The 15,786-nt window shown below is 61.9% G+C and carries 16 protein-coding genes; 7 read left to right on the top strand and 9 right to left on the bottom strand.

The window, feature by feature from the left end; all coding sequences use genetic code 11:
* The first annotated feature begins 310 nt into the window (after window positions 1-310).
* From KY459_10555 to KY459_10525, 7 genes are all read left to right on the top strand, one after another.
* Window positions 311-2,782 (top strand): zinc-dependent metalloprotease, encoded by a 2,472-nt coding sequence (locus KY459_10555; GenBank protein MBW3565154.1) that lies wholly within the window; start codon window positions 311-313, stop codon window positions 2,780-2,782.
* A gap of 3 nt (window positions 2,783-2,785) precedes the next feature.
* Entirely contained in the window at window positions 2,786-2,917 is a 132-nt protein-coding gene (locus tag KY459_10550; protein ID MBW3565153.1) for a redoxin domain-containing protein, read from the top strand.
* Window positions 2,918-2,920: 3 nt separating this feature from the next.
* Window positions 2,921-3,223 carry a redoxin domain-containing protein gene (locus KY459_10545; protein MBW3565152.1) on the top strand — a complete coding sequence of 101 codons (303 nt, stop codon included), beginning with the start codon at window positions 2,921-2,923 and terminating at the stop codon, window positions 3,221-3,223.
* Between the two features lie 326 nt (window positions 3,224-3,549).
* Window positions 3,550-3,792, top strand: a complete 243-nt coding sequence (locus KY459_10540) for an AbrB/MazE/SpoVT family DNA-binding domain-containing protein (GenBank protein MBW3565151.1) — start codon at window positions 3,550-3,552, stop codon at window positions 3,790-3,792.
* Window positions 3,783-4,241, top strand: coding sequence for a PIN domain-containing protein (locus KY459_10535; protein MBW3565150.1), 459 nt, complete (start codon window positions 3,783-3,785; stop codon window positions 4,239-4,241). Before KY459_10540 ends, KY459_10535 begins: the two co-directional genes overlap by 10 nt.
* 51 nt (window positions 4,242-4,292) lie before the next feature.
* Entirely contained in the window at window positions 4,293-4,523 is a 231-nt protein-coding gene (locus KY459_10530) for an addiction module protein (GenBank protein ID MBW3565149.1), read from the top strand.
* A 160-nt stretch (window positions 4,524-4,683) separates the two neighbouring features.
* Window positions 4,684-6,675 carry a cation:proton antiporter gene (locus KY459_10525; GenBank protein ID MBW3565148.1) on the top strand — a complete coding sequence of 664 codons (1,992 nt, stop codon included), beginning with the start codon at window positions 4,684-4,686 and terminating at the stop codon, window positions 6,673-6,675.
* Window positions 6,676-6,830: 155 nt separating this feature from the next.
* Here KY459_10525 and KY459_10520 read toward each other — a convergent pair whose 3' ends face one another.
* The 9 genes from KY459_10520 to KY459_10480 form a co-directional block, all read right to left on the bottom strand.
* On the bottom strand, window positions 6,831-7,463 hold the full coding sequence (locus KY459_10520; protein MBW3565147.1) for a radical SAM protein: 633 nt from the start codon (window positions 7,461-7,463) through the stop codon (window positions 6,831-6,833).
* Window positions 7,463-8,131 carry a 7-cyano-7-deazaguanine synthase QueC gene (gene queC, locus KY459_10515; protein ID MBW3565146.1) on the bottom strand — a complete coding sequence of 223 codons (669 nt, stop codon included), beginning with the start codon at window positions 8,129-8,131 and terminating at the stop codon, window positions 7,463-7,465. The genes KY459_10520 and queC overlap by 1 nt, the downstream gene beginning before the upstream one ends.
* Before the next feature lie 2 nt (window positions 8,132-8,133).
* Complete coding sequence (locus tag KY459_10510) at window positions 8,134-8,658, bottom strand: hypothetical protein (GenBank protein MBW3565145.1); 525 nt, start codon at window positions 8,656-8,658, stop codon at window positions 8,134-8,136.
* The gene (gene leuS / locus KY459_10505; GenBank protein ID MBW3565144.1) at window positions 8,655-11,204 is read right to left on the bottom strand and encodes a leucine--tRNA ligase; all 2,550 of its coding nucleotides are present in this window, start codon (window positions 11,202-11,204) and stop codon (window positions 8,655-8,657) included. The genes KY459_10510 and leuS overlap by 4 nt, the downstream gene beginning before the upstream one ends.
* A gap of 317 nt (window positions 11,205-11,521) precedes the next feature.
* On the bottom strand, window positions 11,522-12,277 hold the full coding sequence (locus KY459_10500) for a Stp1/IreP family PP2C-type Ser/Thr phosphatase (protein MBW3565143.1): 756 nt from the start codon (window positions 12,275-12,277) through the stop codon (window positions 11,522-11,524).
* 4 nt (window positions 12,278-12,281) lie between these two features.
* A complete protein-coding gene (locus KY459_10495) occupies window positions 12,282-12,938 on the bottom strand; it encodes a DnaJ domain-containing protein (GenBank protein MBW3565142.1) in 657 nt (218 codons plus the stop codon).
* On the bottom strand, window positions 12,935-14,035 hold the full coding sequence (locus KY459_10490) for a hypothetical protein (GenBank protein MBW3565141.1): 1,101 nt from the start codon (window positions 14,033-14,035) through the stop codon (window positions 12,935-12,937). Before KY459_10490 ends, KY459_10495 begins: the two co-directional genes overlap by 4 nt.
* A complete protein-coding gene (locus KY459_10485; GenBank protein MBW3565140.1) occupies window positions 14,028-14,849 on the bottom strand; it encodes a helix-turn-helix domain-containing protein in 822 nt (273 codons plus the stop codon). Before KY459_10485 ends, KY459_10490 begins: the two co-directional genes overlap by 8 nt.
* A gap of 73 nt (window positions 14,850-14,922) precedes the next feature.
* Window positions 14,923-15,666, bottom strand: coding sequence for a hypothetical protein (locus KY459_10480; GenBank protein ID MBW3565139.1), 744 nt, complete (start codon window positions 15,664-15,666; stop codon window positions 14,923-14,925).
* Window positions 15,667-15,786: the final 120 nt, after the last annotated feature.

Below are 15,786 nucleotides of genomic sequence, written 5' to 3'. Positions count from 1 at the left end.
GACCGCCCGCTCAGGATGACGTCGGTTTGAGTACGCGAGTGCGGTTGTTCCTGCACTCCCGGGTGTCCTTTCCGCTTCACCGGCGCAAACGCGCCGGTCAATTGCTCGGGATGACAGGGGCGCCAGAAGTGCGGCGCATAAGTTTGATCACGGCGTCTGGAGGCGACGATTTCTGTTCCCGCATCACTTGTCGCTCGTCCCACGTTCCTGAATCCTGATTCCTGATTCCTGGCTCCTTTTCTTTCACTCTTCACTCTTCACTCTTCACTCTTCACTCTTCAGCTTTATAGTTGCCTCCGGAGGAACGCTCATGAAGCACGTTTTCACCGTTCTCGCCATGATCGCGTCGGTCGCCGCACCCGCTGCCGGGCTCCCGTCGATCGCCGAACTGACGAAGGACGCGACGAAGATCGACGGGTTCATTCCCCTCTACTGGAACGAGACAGAGGGAACGATGATGATGGAGATCTCCAGATTCGACGAGGAGATCCTCCTGGTGATCTCTCTTCCCGCGGGACTCGGATCGAATCCGGTGGGTCTCGACAGAGGGCAGCTCGGTTCGACTCACGTCATCCGGTTCTCACGCATCGGAAACAAGGTCGTCATGACCGAACCGAATTACGCATTTCGCGCGATCACCGATGACCCGGAGGAGCGCCAGTCCGTCATCGATTCATTCGCGAGCGGGACACTGTGGGGCTTCACCGTTGCGGCCGAGACGGGAGATCGCGTTATGGTCGACGCGACCAGCTTCTTTCTCAGAGACGCCCACGGCGCGATCAACACGCTCGCCGACGCCGGACAGGGCACCTACACTCTCGACGAATCGCGCAGCTACTTCTGGCTTCCACGAACCAAAGGCTTCCCGAAGAACACCGAGGTCGAGGTGAGCCTGACATTGACGACGGACAATCCGAAGGGGGGGCTCGTGCGCGGGGTCGCAGCGACGCCCGCGGCGTTGACGCTCCGTGAGCACTTCTCCTTCGTCGAGCTTCCCGGCCCGGGCTACGAGCCTCGCAGGTTCGATCCGAGAGCCGGATCATTCGGGATTACGTTCTACGACTTCGCTTCTCCGGTCACCGATCCGATCGAAGTACGCTGGATCGCACGCCACAGGCTCGAGAAAAAGAATCCATCCGCCGCGGTTTCCGAGCCGGTCGAGCCGATCGTCTACTACCTCGATCGGGGAACTCCCGAACCGATTCGCAGCGCGCTTCTCGACGGTGCCCGATGGTGGAACGAAGGATTCGAGGCCGCCGGGTTTCGAAACGCGTTCCGCGTGGAGGTTCTGCCGTCCGACGCCGACCCGATGGACCTTCGCTACAACATGATCAGCTGGGTTCACAGGTCGACGCGAGGGTGGTCATACGGGGCTGGTGTGGTCGATCCCCGCACGGGCGAGATCATCAAGGGGAACGTCACGCTGGGCTCGCTCCGGGTACGCCAGGACGTGCTGCTCGGAACCGGGCTCGTCACACTGTTCGGCGATCCCGACATCGTTCCCGACTTCGACTACATTTCGGGCCTCGACCCCTCCCGCAACGTCGCCGCGATGGCTCTGGCGCGAATCCGTCAGCTGTCGGCGCATGAAGTCGGTCACACGCTCGGACTGGCGCACAATTTCGCAGCGAGCACCTACGACCGGGGAAGCGTGATGGACTATCCCGCTCCGCTCGTCGAGATTCGAGACGGTCAGCTCGACCTCTCCAATGCATACGACAGCGGACTCGGAGTGTGGGACGTATTTGCCATGCGATACGCATACACCGACTTTCCTCCCGGAACTGATGTCGACGCTGCACTGGAAGCGATGATCGCGGATTCGGTGGAACGAGGGCTCCTTTTCATCACCGACGCCGATGCGCGACCTCCAGGGGCCGCTCATCCGCTCGCAAACCTCTGGGACAACGGTTCCGATCCGGTCGAGGCGCTGCGGCATACGATGGAAGTCCGCCGCATTGCACTGCGCAACTTCGGGCTCACGAACCTCGAAGAGGGCCGCCCGCTTTCGCTGCTCGAGGCAAAGCTGCTTCCGCTGTATCTTCACCATCGCTACCAGACCGAAGCGACGGTGAAGTCCGTCGGTGGCATCAACTACAGCTACGCGGTGAGGACGCGCGGAGGCTCTGTTCCCGCCGATGCAAGAGAAATCGTCGACGCCGAAACGCAGCGGGAAGCACTCGAGGCAGTGCTGTCGACGCTGACGATCGACGCGCTTCGGCTTCCCGACAGGATCGTCGAAATGATTCCTCCCGCCGCATGGACCTACTCGGGGAGAACGATCGAGCTGTTCGACGGCCGGATGGAGCCGGCGCTCGATCCACTGGCCGCCGCGCAGGTCGCGGCGGATTTCGCGGTGACCGGGCTTCTCGAGCCGAATCGCGCGGCTCGGCTCGTCGCCTTTCATGCTTCGAACCCCCGCTCGCCCGGCTTCGAGGAGGTCGTCACCAGCCTGGTCGATCAATCCTGGGAGCGAGGCGACGATCCGACCGACGCGGCGATCGGCCGTGCCGTTCAGCATCTGATCGCGCTTCGGCTGATGGAGCTGGTCGAGAATCGCGATGCGAATTTCGACGTCCGGGCAATTGCCACCTCCGCTCTGAGGCGGCTCACCTCGTTCGAGTCATCCGGGCGAGTCGAATCGATCGAGCGGAGCCACCGCGCTCTGATGGCAGGAACCATCCTGCGCTTCCTCGATCGGCCGTGGACGGATGACGACGCCGGACGCCCGATCCCCGCGCCGCCCGGAAGTCCGATCGGCTCGGTACGTGAAAGGAACTGACCCATGCTGAAGCCAGGAGAGAAAGCCCCCGAGTTCACCGCAAAAGCTCACACCGGAAAGGATCTGAGCCTCGAGGATCTACGCGGCCAGAAGGTCGTTCTCTGGTTCTATCCGAAGGCCGACACACCCGGGTGAACGATCGAGGGTTCCGGGTTCCGGGACCTCGCGGATCGCTACGACGAGAAGAACACCCGGTTGCTCGGCATCAGCTTCGATTCTCCCGATGAGAATGCGAAGTTCGCAGAAAAATACGACTTCCCGTTCCCGCTGCTCTCCGACGAGGACCGGGAGATCGGCCTCGCCTACGGAGCCTGCGAAAGCCGCGAGGCGAGCGGGGCAAAGCGGATCGCCTACCTGATCGACGAGGAAGGGCGAATCGTCGAGGCGCATGCGAAGGTCGACGCGGCAAACTATCCGAAGGAGCAGCTCGAGCGATTGTGAGGGAACCATCATCGCGGACTCCGGAACCCGAGCCGTCCGACCCGTCCGATGCAACCTACCACCGGGAGGGCGAGGCTCCTGCCGAGCCGCACCGTGGCGTTCTCGCGCCATGCAACCTACCATCGGGAGGTCGTTTGTTGAACTTTGCGGGTTTCAGGATTGATTTTCGGGGGAGCGCTACGGTGCGGCTCGGCAGGCGCCTCGCCCTCCCGGTCATTGGTTGAACGTTGCGGGTTTCAGGGTTGATTTTCGGGCCCGCCAATGTTGCAGCTCGCCAGAGATTCGTGTCCAGGGATCATCGATCTTACGTTATACTCATTAGTAAGATGAATCGAGCAATTGTAAGACTCAGCTCAAAAGGTCAGATTGTAATCCCTCAGGCTTACCGTAAGCTCCTGAATCTTACCGAGGGGTCGGAGCTCGTCCTGATCTCCCGGGGGGATTCGTTGGTACTGATTCCGGCGGCGGACTTCGCCGAATCGAGTCGAGGACGTCTCGCGGAGCTCTGGGGCTCGGATGCATCCGGGGTCGATCAGGCCATCGCCAAGGAGCGGGCCGGGTGGCGCTGAGGCGATCGCGCTTCGCCGAGAGCCTCGCTCGCAGTCCTCGGGTCGTCTGGGACACCGCGCCGCTGATCTACCACCTGGGCGGACTCGAACCGTGGTCGGAGCTGACGACGATCGCGATCGACACGATGGCGGCGGGTGGCCTCGAGGGAGTGGTCTCGACCGTCACGATCGCCGAAATGCTCGTGCGGCCGTTCCAGACCGGGAACCCGGAGACGGTTGCGGAATGCGAGACGTTTCTGCTCGCGATGCCGGGCGCATCGATCGTTTCGCCGGACTATGCCATCGCCCGTCGGGCCGCGTCGCTTCGAGGCTCGCTGGGGCTTCGAATGCCGGACGCCCTCATCTGCGCGACCGCGCTCGAGCTCGATGCGGGTCTGATCACGAACGACGCATCCCTCGATCGCGTCCCGGAGCTCGACATCATTCTCCTTTCCCGCTTCGTCCGGTGAGCTTTCGTGTACCGGTAGAACCGATGGTCAGCGGCGTGCTAGGGTTTTTCCATGGCTGACGCGGCCAAGCTTCTGGAAGAGGCGATGAACCTTCCGCTCGATGAGCGAGCCCGGCTGGCCGAAGACCTTCTAGCGAGCCTGGACGAGAAGGAAGACGACGTCGAGGCCGCCTGGGCCGCCGAGATCCAGCGTCGCGCGCAGGAAGTGCGAGACGGAGCCGCTCCCGGGGAGGAGTGGAGGGCGGTGTTGCGCCGGATTCAGGACGAGACGCTTCGGGGGTGAGATCGATTCGCATCCGCCCCGCGACCGAGCGGGAGCTGGACGAGGCCTTCAACTGCCGCCGATGAAGATCGCGAGCGCCAGCCCGAACAGGATTCCCAGAACGTCTTCCAGCTTCGAAAGCGGATTCGCCAGGCCGGGCTGCTAAGATTCCGCTCGCCAGATGACTCACATTCCTCTGCTGTTCGACTTCGTCGTCCTTCTCGGTGCGGCCACGATCGTCATCCTCGTCTGCTTCCGGCTGAAGATCCCGGCGCTCGTGGGATTTCTCATCACGGGAATCCTGATCGGCCCGAGCGGGCTGGCGCTGATCTCGGATGTCGAGTCCGTCAAGGTCCTGGCGGAGTTCGGCGTCGTCGCGCTGCTCTTCGCAATCGGGCTCGAGTTCTCGCTCGAGAGGCTCCGCCAGATCCGGAGAATGTTCCTTCTCGGCGGATCGCTTCAGGCTCTGCTGACAACCGCGGCAACGGTCGGGATCGCGCTCGCACTCGGATTCGGGCTTTCCCGCGCCGTCTTCTTCGGATTTCTGGTGACGCTCAGCAGTACTGCGCTGGTGCTCAAGTTCTTCGGGGATCGCAATGAGCTCGAGTCACCACACGGGAAGCTCATCATCGGGATTCTCCTGTTCCAGGATTTCCTGGTCGTTCCAATGATCATCCTGACGCCGGTTCTGGCCGGAGTCGTCGAAGCGTCACCGCTCACGATCCTCGTCCGCTTCGGGGGCGGCATTCTGATCATCGGGGTGGTATTCGTCGTCGCCCGAAATCTGATGCCTCTCGTGCTCCGGCAGATTGTGCGAACCGGTATCCGCGAGATTCTCGTCGTCGGTGCGCTCTTCATCGGTCTCGGAATGGCGCTGCTCACCGAGTCGCTCGAGTTCTCGCTCGCACTCGGTGCATTCATCGCGGGGATTCTGATCTCTGAATCGGAATACAGCCACCAGGTCGTCGCCGACATCCTTCCATTTCGCGACGTATTCAACAGCATCTTCTTCATCTCGATCGGGATGCTTCTGAGCCTCGAATTCGTCTTCGATCACCTCGGATTGGTTCTTCTTTTCGCCGGGAGTCTGATCCTGCTCAAATTGCTGCTGATCACCGGGATCGTCTATCTGATGAGATATCCGACGCGCACGGCCGTGACGACCGGAATCGGACTGGCACAGATCGGCGAGTTCTCGTTCATTCTTGCGAATGTCGGGCTCGCGGTGGGGCTGCTCACCGACGGACTTTTTCAGGCTTTTCTGGCAGGCGCCGTTTTGACCATGATGGTGACTCCCTTCTTCATCGAGTTGTCACCTCGAGTGACCTTCCTCCTGCAGCGGATTCTTCCCCAGCGCGCCGAAGCGCCGGACGAGCCCGAAAAGGAAGGAATCCGTCACCACGTCGTCATCATCGGCTACGGTCTCTCCGGGGAGAACGTCGCTCGCGTACTCAAGAGAACCGGCATCCGCTATCGGATCGTGGAGTTGAGCGGGGAAGCCGTCGAGCGTGGCCGGAAAGCCGGCGAACCGATCGCATTCGGGGATGCCACTCGAAGGGAGCTTCTCGAACACGTCCGCATCAAAGACGCTCGAGTTCTCCTGGTCGCCATCGCCGATCCGGTCGCCACCGCGAGGATCGTACGGTTCGCGAGGCAGCTCAGCCCGGAGATCTACATCATCGTCCGAACCCGGCTGGTTCTGGAGATCGAGGATCTCTACGCGCAGGGAGCAGACTCCGTGATCGCGGAGGAGTTCGAGACCTCGATCGAGATCTTCACGCGCGTTCTCGAGCGGTATCACATTCCTCGAAACGTCATCCAGGCACAGCGCCGGGTCCTGAGGGCCGAGGGCTATGAAGCGCTTCGGGAAGACGAAAGGGAAGTCTCTTCGACGATGCTGGACATCCTGGCGGAGGGAGCGACCGACATCTATCGCGTGACCGACGATGCGCCGGTTGCCGGGAAGACGCTGGCAGAGCTGAACGTCCGGAATCTGACGGGAGCATCAATCCTCGTCGTCGTCCGCGACGACGACACTCACGCCGCCCCCGGTGGAGATTTCGTCATCGAGCCGGGAGACTACGTCGTTCTTCACGGCGGCCATGCCGCCGTCGAGCGTGCGTTTCACTATCTAGCCCACGGCGAGCTGTCGCGCTCACCCGTCGAGGAGTAATGGCTGCATTCCATAGAAGAAAGAGATCGATCCGCCCCGGCAGGGGCGGTCAGAAAGTAGCGCGGGGTGAAGGGAGGCGCCGCCAGGCGCCGACCGCCACCCCGGGTTGACTCGGCCCAATATACGAAGCCCCGGAGGGGCGACAGATCTCTCCTTCAGACCCCTTCAACGCCGGGCCCCCAGACGTGCTTGTGGAGCTGGGTCTGCAGCCGGACATCGAGCCCGTCCGCGAGGATCCATTCGGCCAGCGGCTTCAGCTCGAGCTCACCCCAGACCGGTGACATCAGCACGGTGAAGTTCTCGAGCTTTCGTTCCCTGACGACGTCCCGGGCCCATTCGTAGTCCGCGCGGTCCGCGATCACGAACTTGATCTCGTCGTGCGGCTGGAGCCGGTCGAGATTGCTCCAGAGGTTCTGATCGGTCTCCCCCGACCCCGGACACTTCAGATCGAGAATGATCTTCGCCCTCGTATCGACCGGTGACGTATCGATCGATCCCGATGTTTCCACGAGCACCTCGTACCCTTCATCGCAGAGACGTCGGACGAGCTCGAAGGCTTCCTTCTGAAGAAGCGGCTCGCCGCCGGTGATCTCGACCGTGCGGCAGCCGATTCCGCCGACCTCGTTGATCACCTCGTCGAGCGTCATACGCTTCCCGCCCGTGAAGGTGTACTCGGAGTCGCACCAGACGCAGCGGAGGTTGCAGCCGGTGAGGCGGACGAACGTCATCGGACGCCCCACGTGGGAGGACTCCCCCTGGATGGAATGGAAGATCTCGGTGACGCGCATCACTCGTGGTAACGCGTGGGGTCTTCGATTCCTGCCTCCTCGAATCCTTCGCGGCGGAGAATGCAGGCGTCGCACTCCCCACATGCGCCGTCGTCGTCCGGATCGTAACAGGAGCTCGTCTCCGAATAGTCGAGCCCGAGCTCGGTTCCGGTCTCGATGATCTCGGCTTTCGACATTTCGATCAGCGGTGCGATGACCTGCGGCTGGCTGCGCTCGATTCCCGACTTCGTACCGACGTCGATGACCGATTGAAACGCCTCGATGAATTCGGGCCGGCAGTCCGGATATCCGCTGTAATCCACCGCATTGACACCGATCCAGATTTCATCTGCATCGAGAACTTCCGCCCAGGCGGTGGCGATCGAAAGAAAGATCATGTTCCTCGCCGGCACGTACGTGATCGGTATTCCTTCGTCGTCGGCGGCGTTGCGGGGAACCTCGATCGCGTCGGTGAGCGCACTTCCTCCGAAGACCGTGAGATCGATCTCGATCTCCTGATGCTCCACTGCGCCCTGGCTCGCCGACAGCGATCGCGCAAGCCCGAGCTCGACCGCGTGGCGCTGGCCGTAGTCGAAAGAGAGCGTGTAAACCTCACGTCCACTCGAGCGGGCAAGCGCGAGTGCGGTGGCCGAATCCATCCCTCCGCTCAGCAACACGATCGCTCTCATGCTCAGAATCCCTCGAGAATGCTGGCGACGACCGACTCGGCAAAGAGCTCTGCGAGCTCCTGGAGAGCCCGGGTCTCCTGATCGAACGCATCGAGCGAGCCGGCCTCGACGGCGTAACTCTCGGAGAAGCTGTAGTGATCGTTCTTCCAGATGATCGCATCGTCTTTCCGATGATCCACCAGCTCGATTCCCGCATTGATACTGACCTGATAGCGCGTGGCGCGGCCCTGATCGTTGAATGCAACCGGCGTGATCGAGACCGAAGTGATCTCCCCGCGCAGAATTGCGTCGGTATCGTCGGGATCGGAGACGATCCTCAGGCCGGCACGCGCAACCAGTTCGCTCGCGACCGCCTGGGTCAGTCTCTGCTCGATCTCGACGCGTGTGGTCCGATTGACGAACGCCGGCACATGAATCGACCGGACGTCCGCCGGAAGTACATTTCCTCTTCCCACCAGCGCATAGCCGCACGACGTCAGAACCGGGAGAGAGAGAAACAGAAGAGCAACCACTCCGACTTTCTTCATTTCACCACCAGATTGACCAGCCGGCCGGGTACGTGGATTCGTTTGATGATCGACTTTCCTTCCAGATGCCTGGCGACACGCTCGTCGGTTTCGGCGACGGAGAAGAGCCGCGATTCCTCGATCCCGGCGGGCACTTCGACCTCTCCGCGAAGCTTGCCGTTCACCTGGACGGCGATCTTCAACGATTCCTCCGCCATCAGCGCTTCGTCGGCAACCGGCCAGAGCTCGTCGATCAGCATACGCTGGTGTCCCAGCCTTTCCCACAGCTCTTCGGTCACATGCGGTGCGAACGGATGAAGCAGCTTCAGCAGAACCTCGAGACTTTCGAGCGCTCGCGGCCTCGCTCCCGTCTTCGCATAATCGCCGATCGCGTTCGACAGCTCCATCAAAGCCGAGATCGCCGTGTTCATCTCGAATCGCTCGAGTCGTCGCGTCACCGCGTCGATCGTCTGGTGGGTTTTCCTGACGAGCGCATCCGTCCCCGCAGCGTCATCCGTCCCTTCCGGAAGCGACTCGACTTCCTCCGTCAGATTCCAGACGCGCCTCAGGAATCTCGCGGCGCCGACCACACCTTCATCCGACCACGCCGCTTCCTTCTCCGGCGGGGCGATGAAGAGTGTGTACACACGCTCCGTGTCCGCTCCGTAGCGCTCGATCAGCTCGTCCGGAGCGACGACGTTGAACCGCGACTTCGACATCTTCGTCACGTCGGCGACCAGCGGCTCCCCACTCCCTTTCCGCCATGCCGAGCCGTCCCTGAGCTCGACATCGTCGAGTGGAACCCATTGGTTGTTTCTGGACGGATCCCGGTACCCCTCTTTCGTAATCATCCCCTGGTTGAACAGCCGCGCGAACGGCTCCTCGAACGTCACCAGTCCCATGTCGTGCAGCACGCGGCAGATGAATCGCGCATAGAGAAGGTGGAGGATCGCATGCTCGATCCCGCCGATGTACTGGTCGACCGGAAGCCATCGGTTCACCAGATCGGAATCGAAAATCCGAGTCTCGTCCCGTGGTGACAGATAGCGCGCCCAGTACCAGGAGGAATCGACGAAGGTGTCCATCGTATCGGTTTCACGGCGTCCGGCCCCGCCGCATTCCGGACAGTCGACCGCGACGAAGGATTCATGACGGGCGAGCGGGTTTCCTTCGCGACCCGTAAACGGAACGTCTGACGGCAGCTCGACCGGAAGATCGTCTTTCGGAACCGGCACGAGCCCGCAGTCATCGCAGTAGATCATCGGGATCGGCGTACCCCAGTAGCGCTGCCGCGAGATCAGCCAGTCGCGAAGGCGGTATCGGACCTTTCCTTCCCCGATGCCGCGCTTTTCGATCTCGGCGATCATCGCCGGGATCGCTTCGGCCGTCTTCATTCCGTCGATCACCGGGGAGTCGACGGCCGTCCCCTCCCCCACCCAGGCTTCCTCGAGCTCGGCCGCATCGAGCTCCTCCCCGGCTGGCCGGATGACGACCCGGATCGGCAGGTCGTATTTCTTTGCGAACTCGAAGTCGCGTTGATCATGGGCGGGAACCGACATGATCGCGCCCGTTCCATACTGCGGGAGAACGAAATTGCCGAGCCAGATCGGCATTTCGTCGCCGCTGAACGGATTGATCGCGAACCGGCCGGTGAACGTTCCCTCCTTGCCACCCGCCTCGGAGATCCGATCGAGCTGGCTCTGATTGGTCACGTCCCGGATCCAGCTCTCGATCTCTTCCCTGTCGGAGGACCCTTCGATCAGGGCGGGAACGTCCGGGTGCTCCGGCGCGACGACCATGAAGGTGGCCCCGTAGAGCGTGTCGGGACGGGTCGTGTAAATCCGGATCGATCCTCCGGTCGAGGGCACCGGAAACTCGACGTCGGCCCCCCGGCTCTTTCCGATCCAGTTCCGCTGCATCGTCCGGACCTTCTCGGGCCAGTGCTCGAGTGAGTCGAGTCCGCTGTCGAGCCGGTCGGCGTAGTCGGTGATCCTGAAGAACCATTGCGACAACTGCTTCTGCGCGACCTCCGAGCCGCACCGCTCACATGCTCCCTCGAGCACCTGCTCGTTGGCGAGTACCGTCTGGCATCCCGGGCACCAGTTGACCGGAGCCTCGGCTCTGTAGGCGAGGCCCCGCTCGTACATTTCGAGAAAGAGCCACTGGTTCCATCGGTAATAGCCTGGGTGGCACGAGGCGATCTCTCTCGACCAGTCGTAAAGGATTCCCCAACGCTCGAACTGCTTCTTCTCGCGATCGATGTTGCTTCGCGTCCATTCACCCGGATGGACGCCTCGCTTGATCGCGGCGTTCTCCGCCGGCAGACCGAATGCGTCCCATCCCATCGGATTGAGCGCTTTCTTTCCGGTCATCCGGAGGTGGCGATAGAGGGCATCTCCGAGAATGTAGTTGCGACCGTGCCCGACATGGAGGTCCCCCGAGGGGTACGGAAACATGTTGAGCATGTAGAGCTCGTCTCCCTCGGTCGTGACGTCGACGTGCGCGACGCGGGCATCGGCCCAGCGCCGCTGCCATTTGTTTTCAATCTGTTTGTGGTCGTATGACATTCAGCCTCGAAAGTTGCGAAGTTTAACCCGGATGATTCATGAGATGTCGCCGCGAGGAGGCGCAAAGTGGTGCGGATACAAGGCGCGCGATGAATTCGGCGACGCAGGCATACTTGGAGTATGTCGAGGAGCCGATTCGAGCGCAACGCCGTAGCCGCGCTGCTTTCCGCCTCCGCAGCAGACGTCTCATGAATCATCCGGGTCACGTTCGGAGTGCGATCGAGCCGGGAAGACGGCGGTGATGGATCGAGTCGCGAAGCAGGCTCGCGCCCGCCCCGCTTCCAACAGCATTCGGAGTCGACCGGGTGGAGCGGATCTCAGGCGAAACGGACCAACACGGCGGTGATGTTGTCGACTCCGCCCCGCTCGTTTGCATGATCGATCAGCTCTTTGCAGGCGACCTCGACGTTGTCGGCCTCGCTGATGATCCGGAGGATGTCGTCCTCTTCGACCATTCCGGTGAGCCCATCCGAGCAGAGGAGCAGGACGTCGCCTTCCCGCCAGTCGAGCTCCGCTGCCTCGGGTACCACCGAGCTGGCACCGCCGAGTGCACGGGTAATCACATTGCGAAGCGGATGCTTTTCGGCTTCCGCCTCGGTCATCATCCCCGCTCGGACCTGCTCGAAGACCCATGAATGGTCGTGAGTCAGCCTCGACATCTGCGACTCTCTGACGATGTAGGCGCGGGAATCACCGACATGAGCGATGGACATGTGACCGTTTTCGACCAGCCCCGCCACTACCGTGGTTCCCATCCCTTGCAACCGCTGATCCTTTTTCATCGCCTCGACAACGCGGGAGTTGGCGATTTTCATCGCCGAGATCAGCCGATTGGTCGTGCGACTGAAGTTCTCATCATAGGCGTGGGGCCATGTTCCATCGTCCTCTTCCGTATGGACGATGAAGTCCTTGATCGTGTCGGCGGCGATTCGCGAAGCCACCTCCCCGGCGGCGTGTCCGCCCATGCCGTCGGCGACGAGGAACAGCCGGTTTTCGGAGTCGACGAGATAGCAATCCTCGTTGATGGTCCTCTGACGTCCGACGTCCGACAGTCCGTATGCTTCCAATTGCACCCCGTCAACCCTTCCTGAAGAGCGAATCGAGGATCCCCTTGCTGCCCTGATCGCCCGAGGTCTGGCCCGTTCTCCCGAGCGCCCGCAGGAGCTCCGGATCGTCCGGGCTCCATTCTAACGCCTTCTCCAGATATTTCTGCGCCTTGATCCGGAGACCCGCGCGCATGATCAGCAGCCCGGCATCCTTCAGATAGGTCGGATTCATCGGCTCGAGCTCCACGGCCTTCTCGGCGGCGACGACCGCTTCACGCGCGGCGGAGGGAACCTTGGCGCTGGCAAGTGCCAGATTGTGCCACGCTTTCGCATCGGTCGCGTCGTGTTTGACGGCCATGTCGAAGTTTGCGCGCGCCGTCTCGTAGTCGCCGGATTGCCAGGCTTTGACGCCGTGGGACATGTAGACCTTGGCGAGCTGTTTCGGGTCCTGGGACGCGGCGGTACCCCGCTGGAGATCGGCGTCGTGCTGCTTGCGGCGAGCGGGGTTGGTGAGCACGTTCATCGCGGCGGTCAGCTCCTGAAATCGGACCTCCGCCTTCTCCCGCTCGGCTCCGGCGAACCGGTCGGGATGGTTCTCGCGTGCGAGCTGACGAAACTTGTTTCGAATCTCTTCGGCGCTCGCCTTTTTCGGAACCTTCAGAACGTCGTAGTAGTTGACGGTGCTCATTTTCTCGTTTTCTGATTGAACAGACGTCGCGCACTCACACGAATCACGTCGGGCACGCCCTTATCGGTACTGAGACCCTTCAGGTCTCTTAAGGTTAAGCGATTGACGAGAGGCAACACAACTCCGGGCGGAGCCTTCGGATTCTTGATCAGCGACATCATAATCGGATACTTTCTCATCCATTCCCGGTTCATCCCGATCAGCCGCAGAACCTCACCATCGATGTTCCGCATTGCTGCGTAGGCCTCGACCTCCGTCTCGGTGATGCGGGGGCTCCTGATCACGGCCGTGCAGACGAGCCGGTTCCGATCGCGGATCAGAATGGTCCTTTCGGTTTTGCCCGCTTTGAACGCCGTCCGAACTCGTTCCGAGACGCTCATTTTCAGGATACGAACCCAGGCGGAAAGGTTCTCGTCCGGATCATCTTCGGTGGCCTCGGAAACTCCCGGCGGAGCCCCCTGGAGCGTCTCCTCCTTCGGGCGATCATCCTCGACCTTTGCGAGAATCTCGTCGAGCTCCCTCTGGGCTTCGGCAGCGAGCTCCGCCTCCTCGGCCGCACGCCTCTCGCGCGCATCCCGGCGAGCCTGCTCTTTCTCGAAAAACTCTTCCCGGAACTCCCGGATCCTCCGTTTCGTGTCGCCGGTCAGACTCGGATTCGCTTCGAGGCTTTCCAGAATTTCCGGCTGCTCGAGAATCCTCCTCTGGTTGGTCACGATTGCTTCCTGAAGTCTCGCGTCCGCCTTTCGGGCCAGCGAGGAAATCGCTTCCGCCGGCGTCGCACGGTTCCGGACGAGTTTCTCCAGTACCGCCCGATCCTCTGTGACCACGGCGAGATCCCCGAGCACCGCGGGAGGCGAGGACTCATCTTCGGCGAATGACTGAATCGACCCTCGTGGCGCTTCCCCCAGTGAAGAGCGCGCCTGCTTCGCAATCGATTCGTTCGGACTCCGTCCCAGGTGGATGAGAATCGGGATCATGTCTTCCTGCGCCACAGGAAGAAATCCCCGCGCGACGAGCATCTGGAAGTCCTCCGGTGCCTCGTCACTCAGAATGCGCGCTTTCAGTTGTTCAGGTGAGGAACCGAGAAGTTCACTCATCGTCCAGGTCAGAGCCTCCTCGCTCAACTGTACGCCTCGCATCCTCGATGCCAAAACTGACGTCATTGACGATCTGACCCGACCGCCCGAGCGGATCGAGCTCGACGCCATTGAGCGAGACCTGGATGCCTCCTGCGTTTCCGAGCCGCTCGAAGGTCACGTTCTCCGAGCCGCGAAAGGTGCGGGTCTCTCCTGGTCCCAGCGTCATCTCCTCTGTGGCGTTCCCGTCGACAGCAACCAGCATCCAGGTCGGCTCCGTCGCGCGAACCGTGACCTCCACCGAATCGATTACCACCGGCTCGGGCTCGGCGGTTGCCGTCCTGGCCGGCGGCACGACCGGCGCCGGAGGGGCCCCGGTCGCCTCCGCCGGCGAATCTTCAACTCGGCTCGAGGCCATCCAGGCGATCACCCCGAGGATGAGTCCGATCACGATCACGATGATCACCGTCCGGACCAGGCCCTTGCCACCGATCAGAGGCAGTCCCCCGCGAATTCGCTCCTGGAGCTCTGCCTCCGATTCCGCCTCGCGCCGTTCGTCGAGCTGAACCTGCGCCATGTACCGTTCGACCATTGCTTCCACGTCGAGCCCCAGATATTGGGCGTACTCCCGGATGAACCCTCGCGTGAACACCGGCGCCGGGAGGACCGTTGCATCCCCCCGCTCGATTGCTTCCAGGAAACGGGAGCTGATCTTCGTGGTATCCGCGATTTCCCGCAGGGTGACACCTCTGGCCTCTCTCTCCCGCTGGAAATCCGCCCCGAGCTCGGCCAGGGGCTCTCTTTCGTCGCTGACATTCACGGCATCGTCCGGCATCTGAGTCGATTCTAGCCGTTTCACAACACCAGGGAAAAGGCTCGGTATTCGGATTCACCAATCCGAAAACCGTTCAGTCGAGCAGTTCCAGCCGCTCGATGCAACGGCGAAGATAGACGGGCGTGCCAGGGTTCCCGGCGATCTCCTCGATGTCAGCCCGCGGCAGCCTGGGCAGACAGGACGCCGCCACTGCGCGGGGCGCGCTGGGACTTTTCACCAGCGCCCGCAACAGCGGCAGCCGGAATTTCCACCGGTCGTTGTTCAGAATCTCCGCCATCTGCTCTCCGGTCAAAATCTCGGAAAGGATCGTCTGCAGCAGGATGTCCTCGGTCATTCTCTGATTGATCAGCAGGCCCCGGAAGATTCTGATGTCCGGGTCGTGGCAGAGCTCCAGGATGATCGCCTGCGAACAGAATTTCGACGCCGCAACCTTCTCCCCGGCAGTGATCTTTCTCAGCCGGATTCGCATCTGCTCGTCGATGGATCGGCGGATCGATGGGTTCACACGAACGTTGGTGGAGAGGCGGAGCAGCTCCTGCCAGTCGAGATGATGAACGAACTTCATCGCGTGCCCCTGCGGCGTCTGCCGGTGACTGACCAGCGCGTAGCGGATTGCGCGACGGGACGTCAGATCGGACTGGGCGATTCGCGAAGCGATACTCGAGTCGCACCAGGGATTGTCGAGGACGGCGAGTGCCTCTTCCTCGATCATCGTGGCCATGGTCTCATCGACGAAAGACCTCAGCGCGGAGCGATCCAGCTGCCGGATCCTGTCGAATGATTCCCGAGCCTTCCTGCTGGCGATTCGTCGAGCCATCGTCTCTCAGCCTAACGGACGGGGCCGCCCTCGAGCCTGGAGCTCAGCGCCGGAAGCAGACGGCGTTCCGACGATTTCGGAGCCGAACTCCCGGTTTTCAGGCCCGGCCCGGCTCATCGT

Source organism: Acidobacteriota bacterium, from assembly GCA_019347945.1.
GTDB lineage: Bacteria > Acidobacteriota > Thermoanaerobaculia > Gp7-AA8 > JAHWKK01 > JAHWKK01.
The sequence above is the reverse complement of the archived record's forward strand: the minus strand, read 5'-3'. Positions and strand labels throughout refer to the sequence as shown.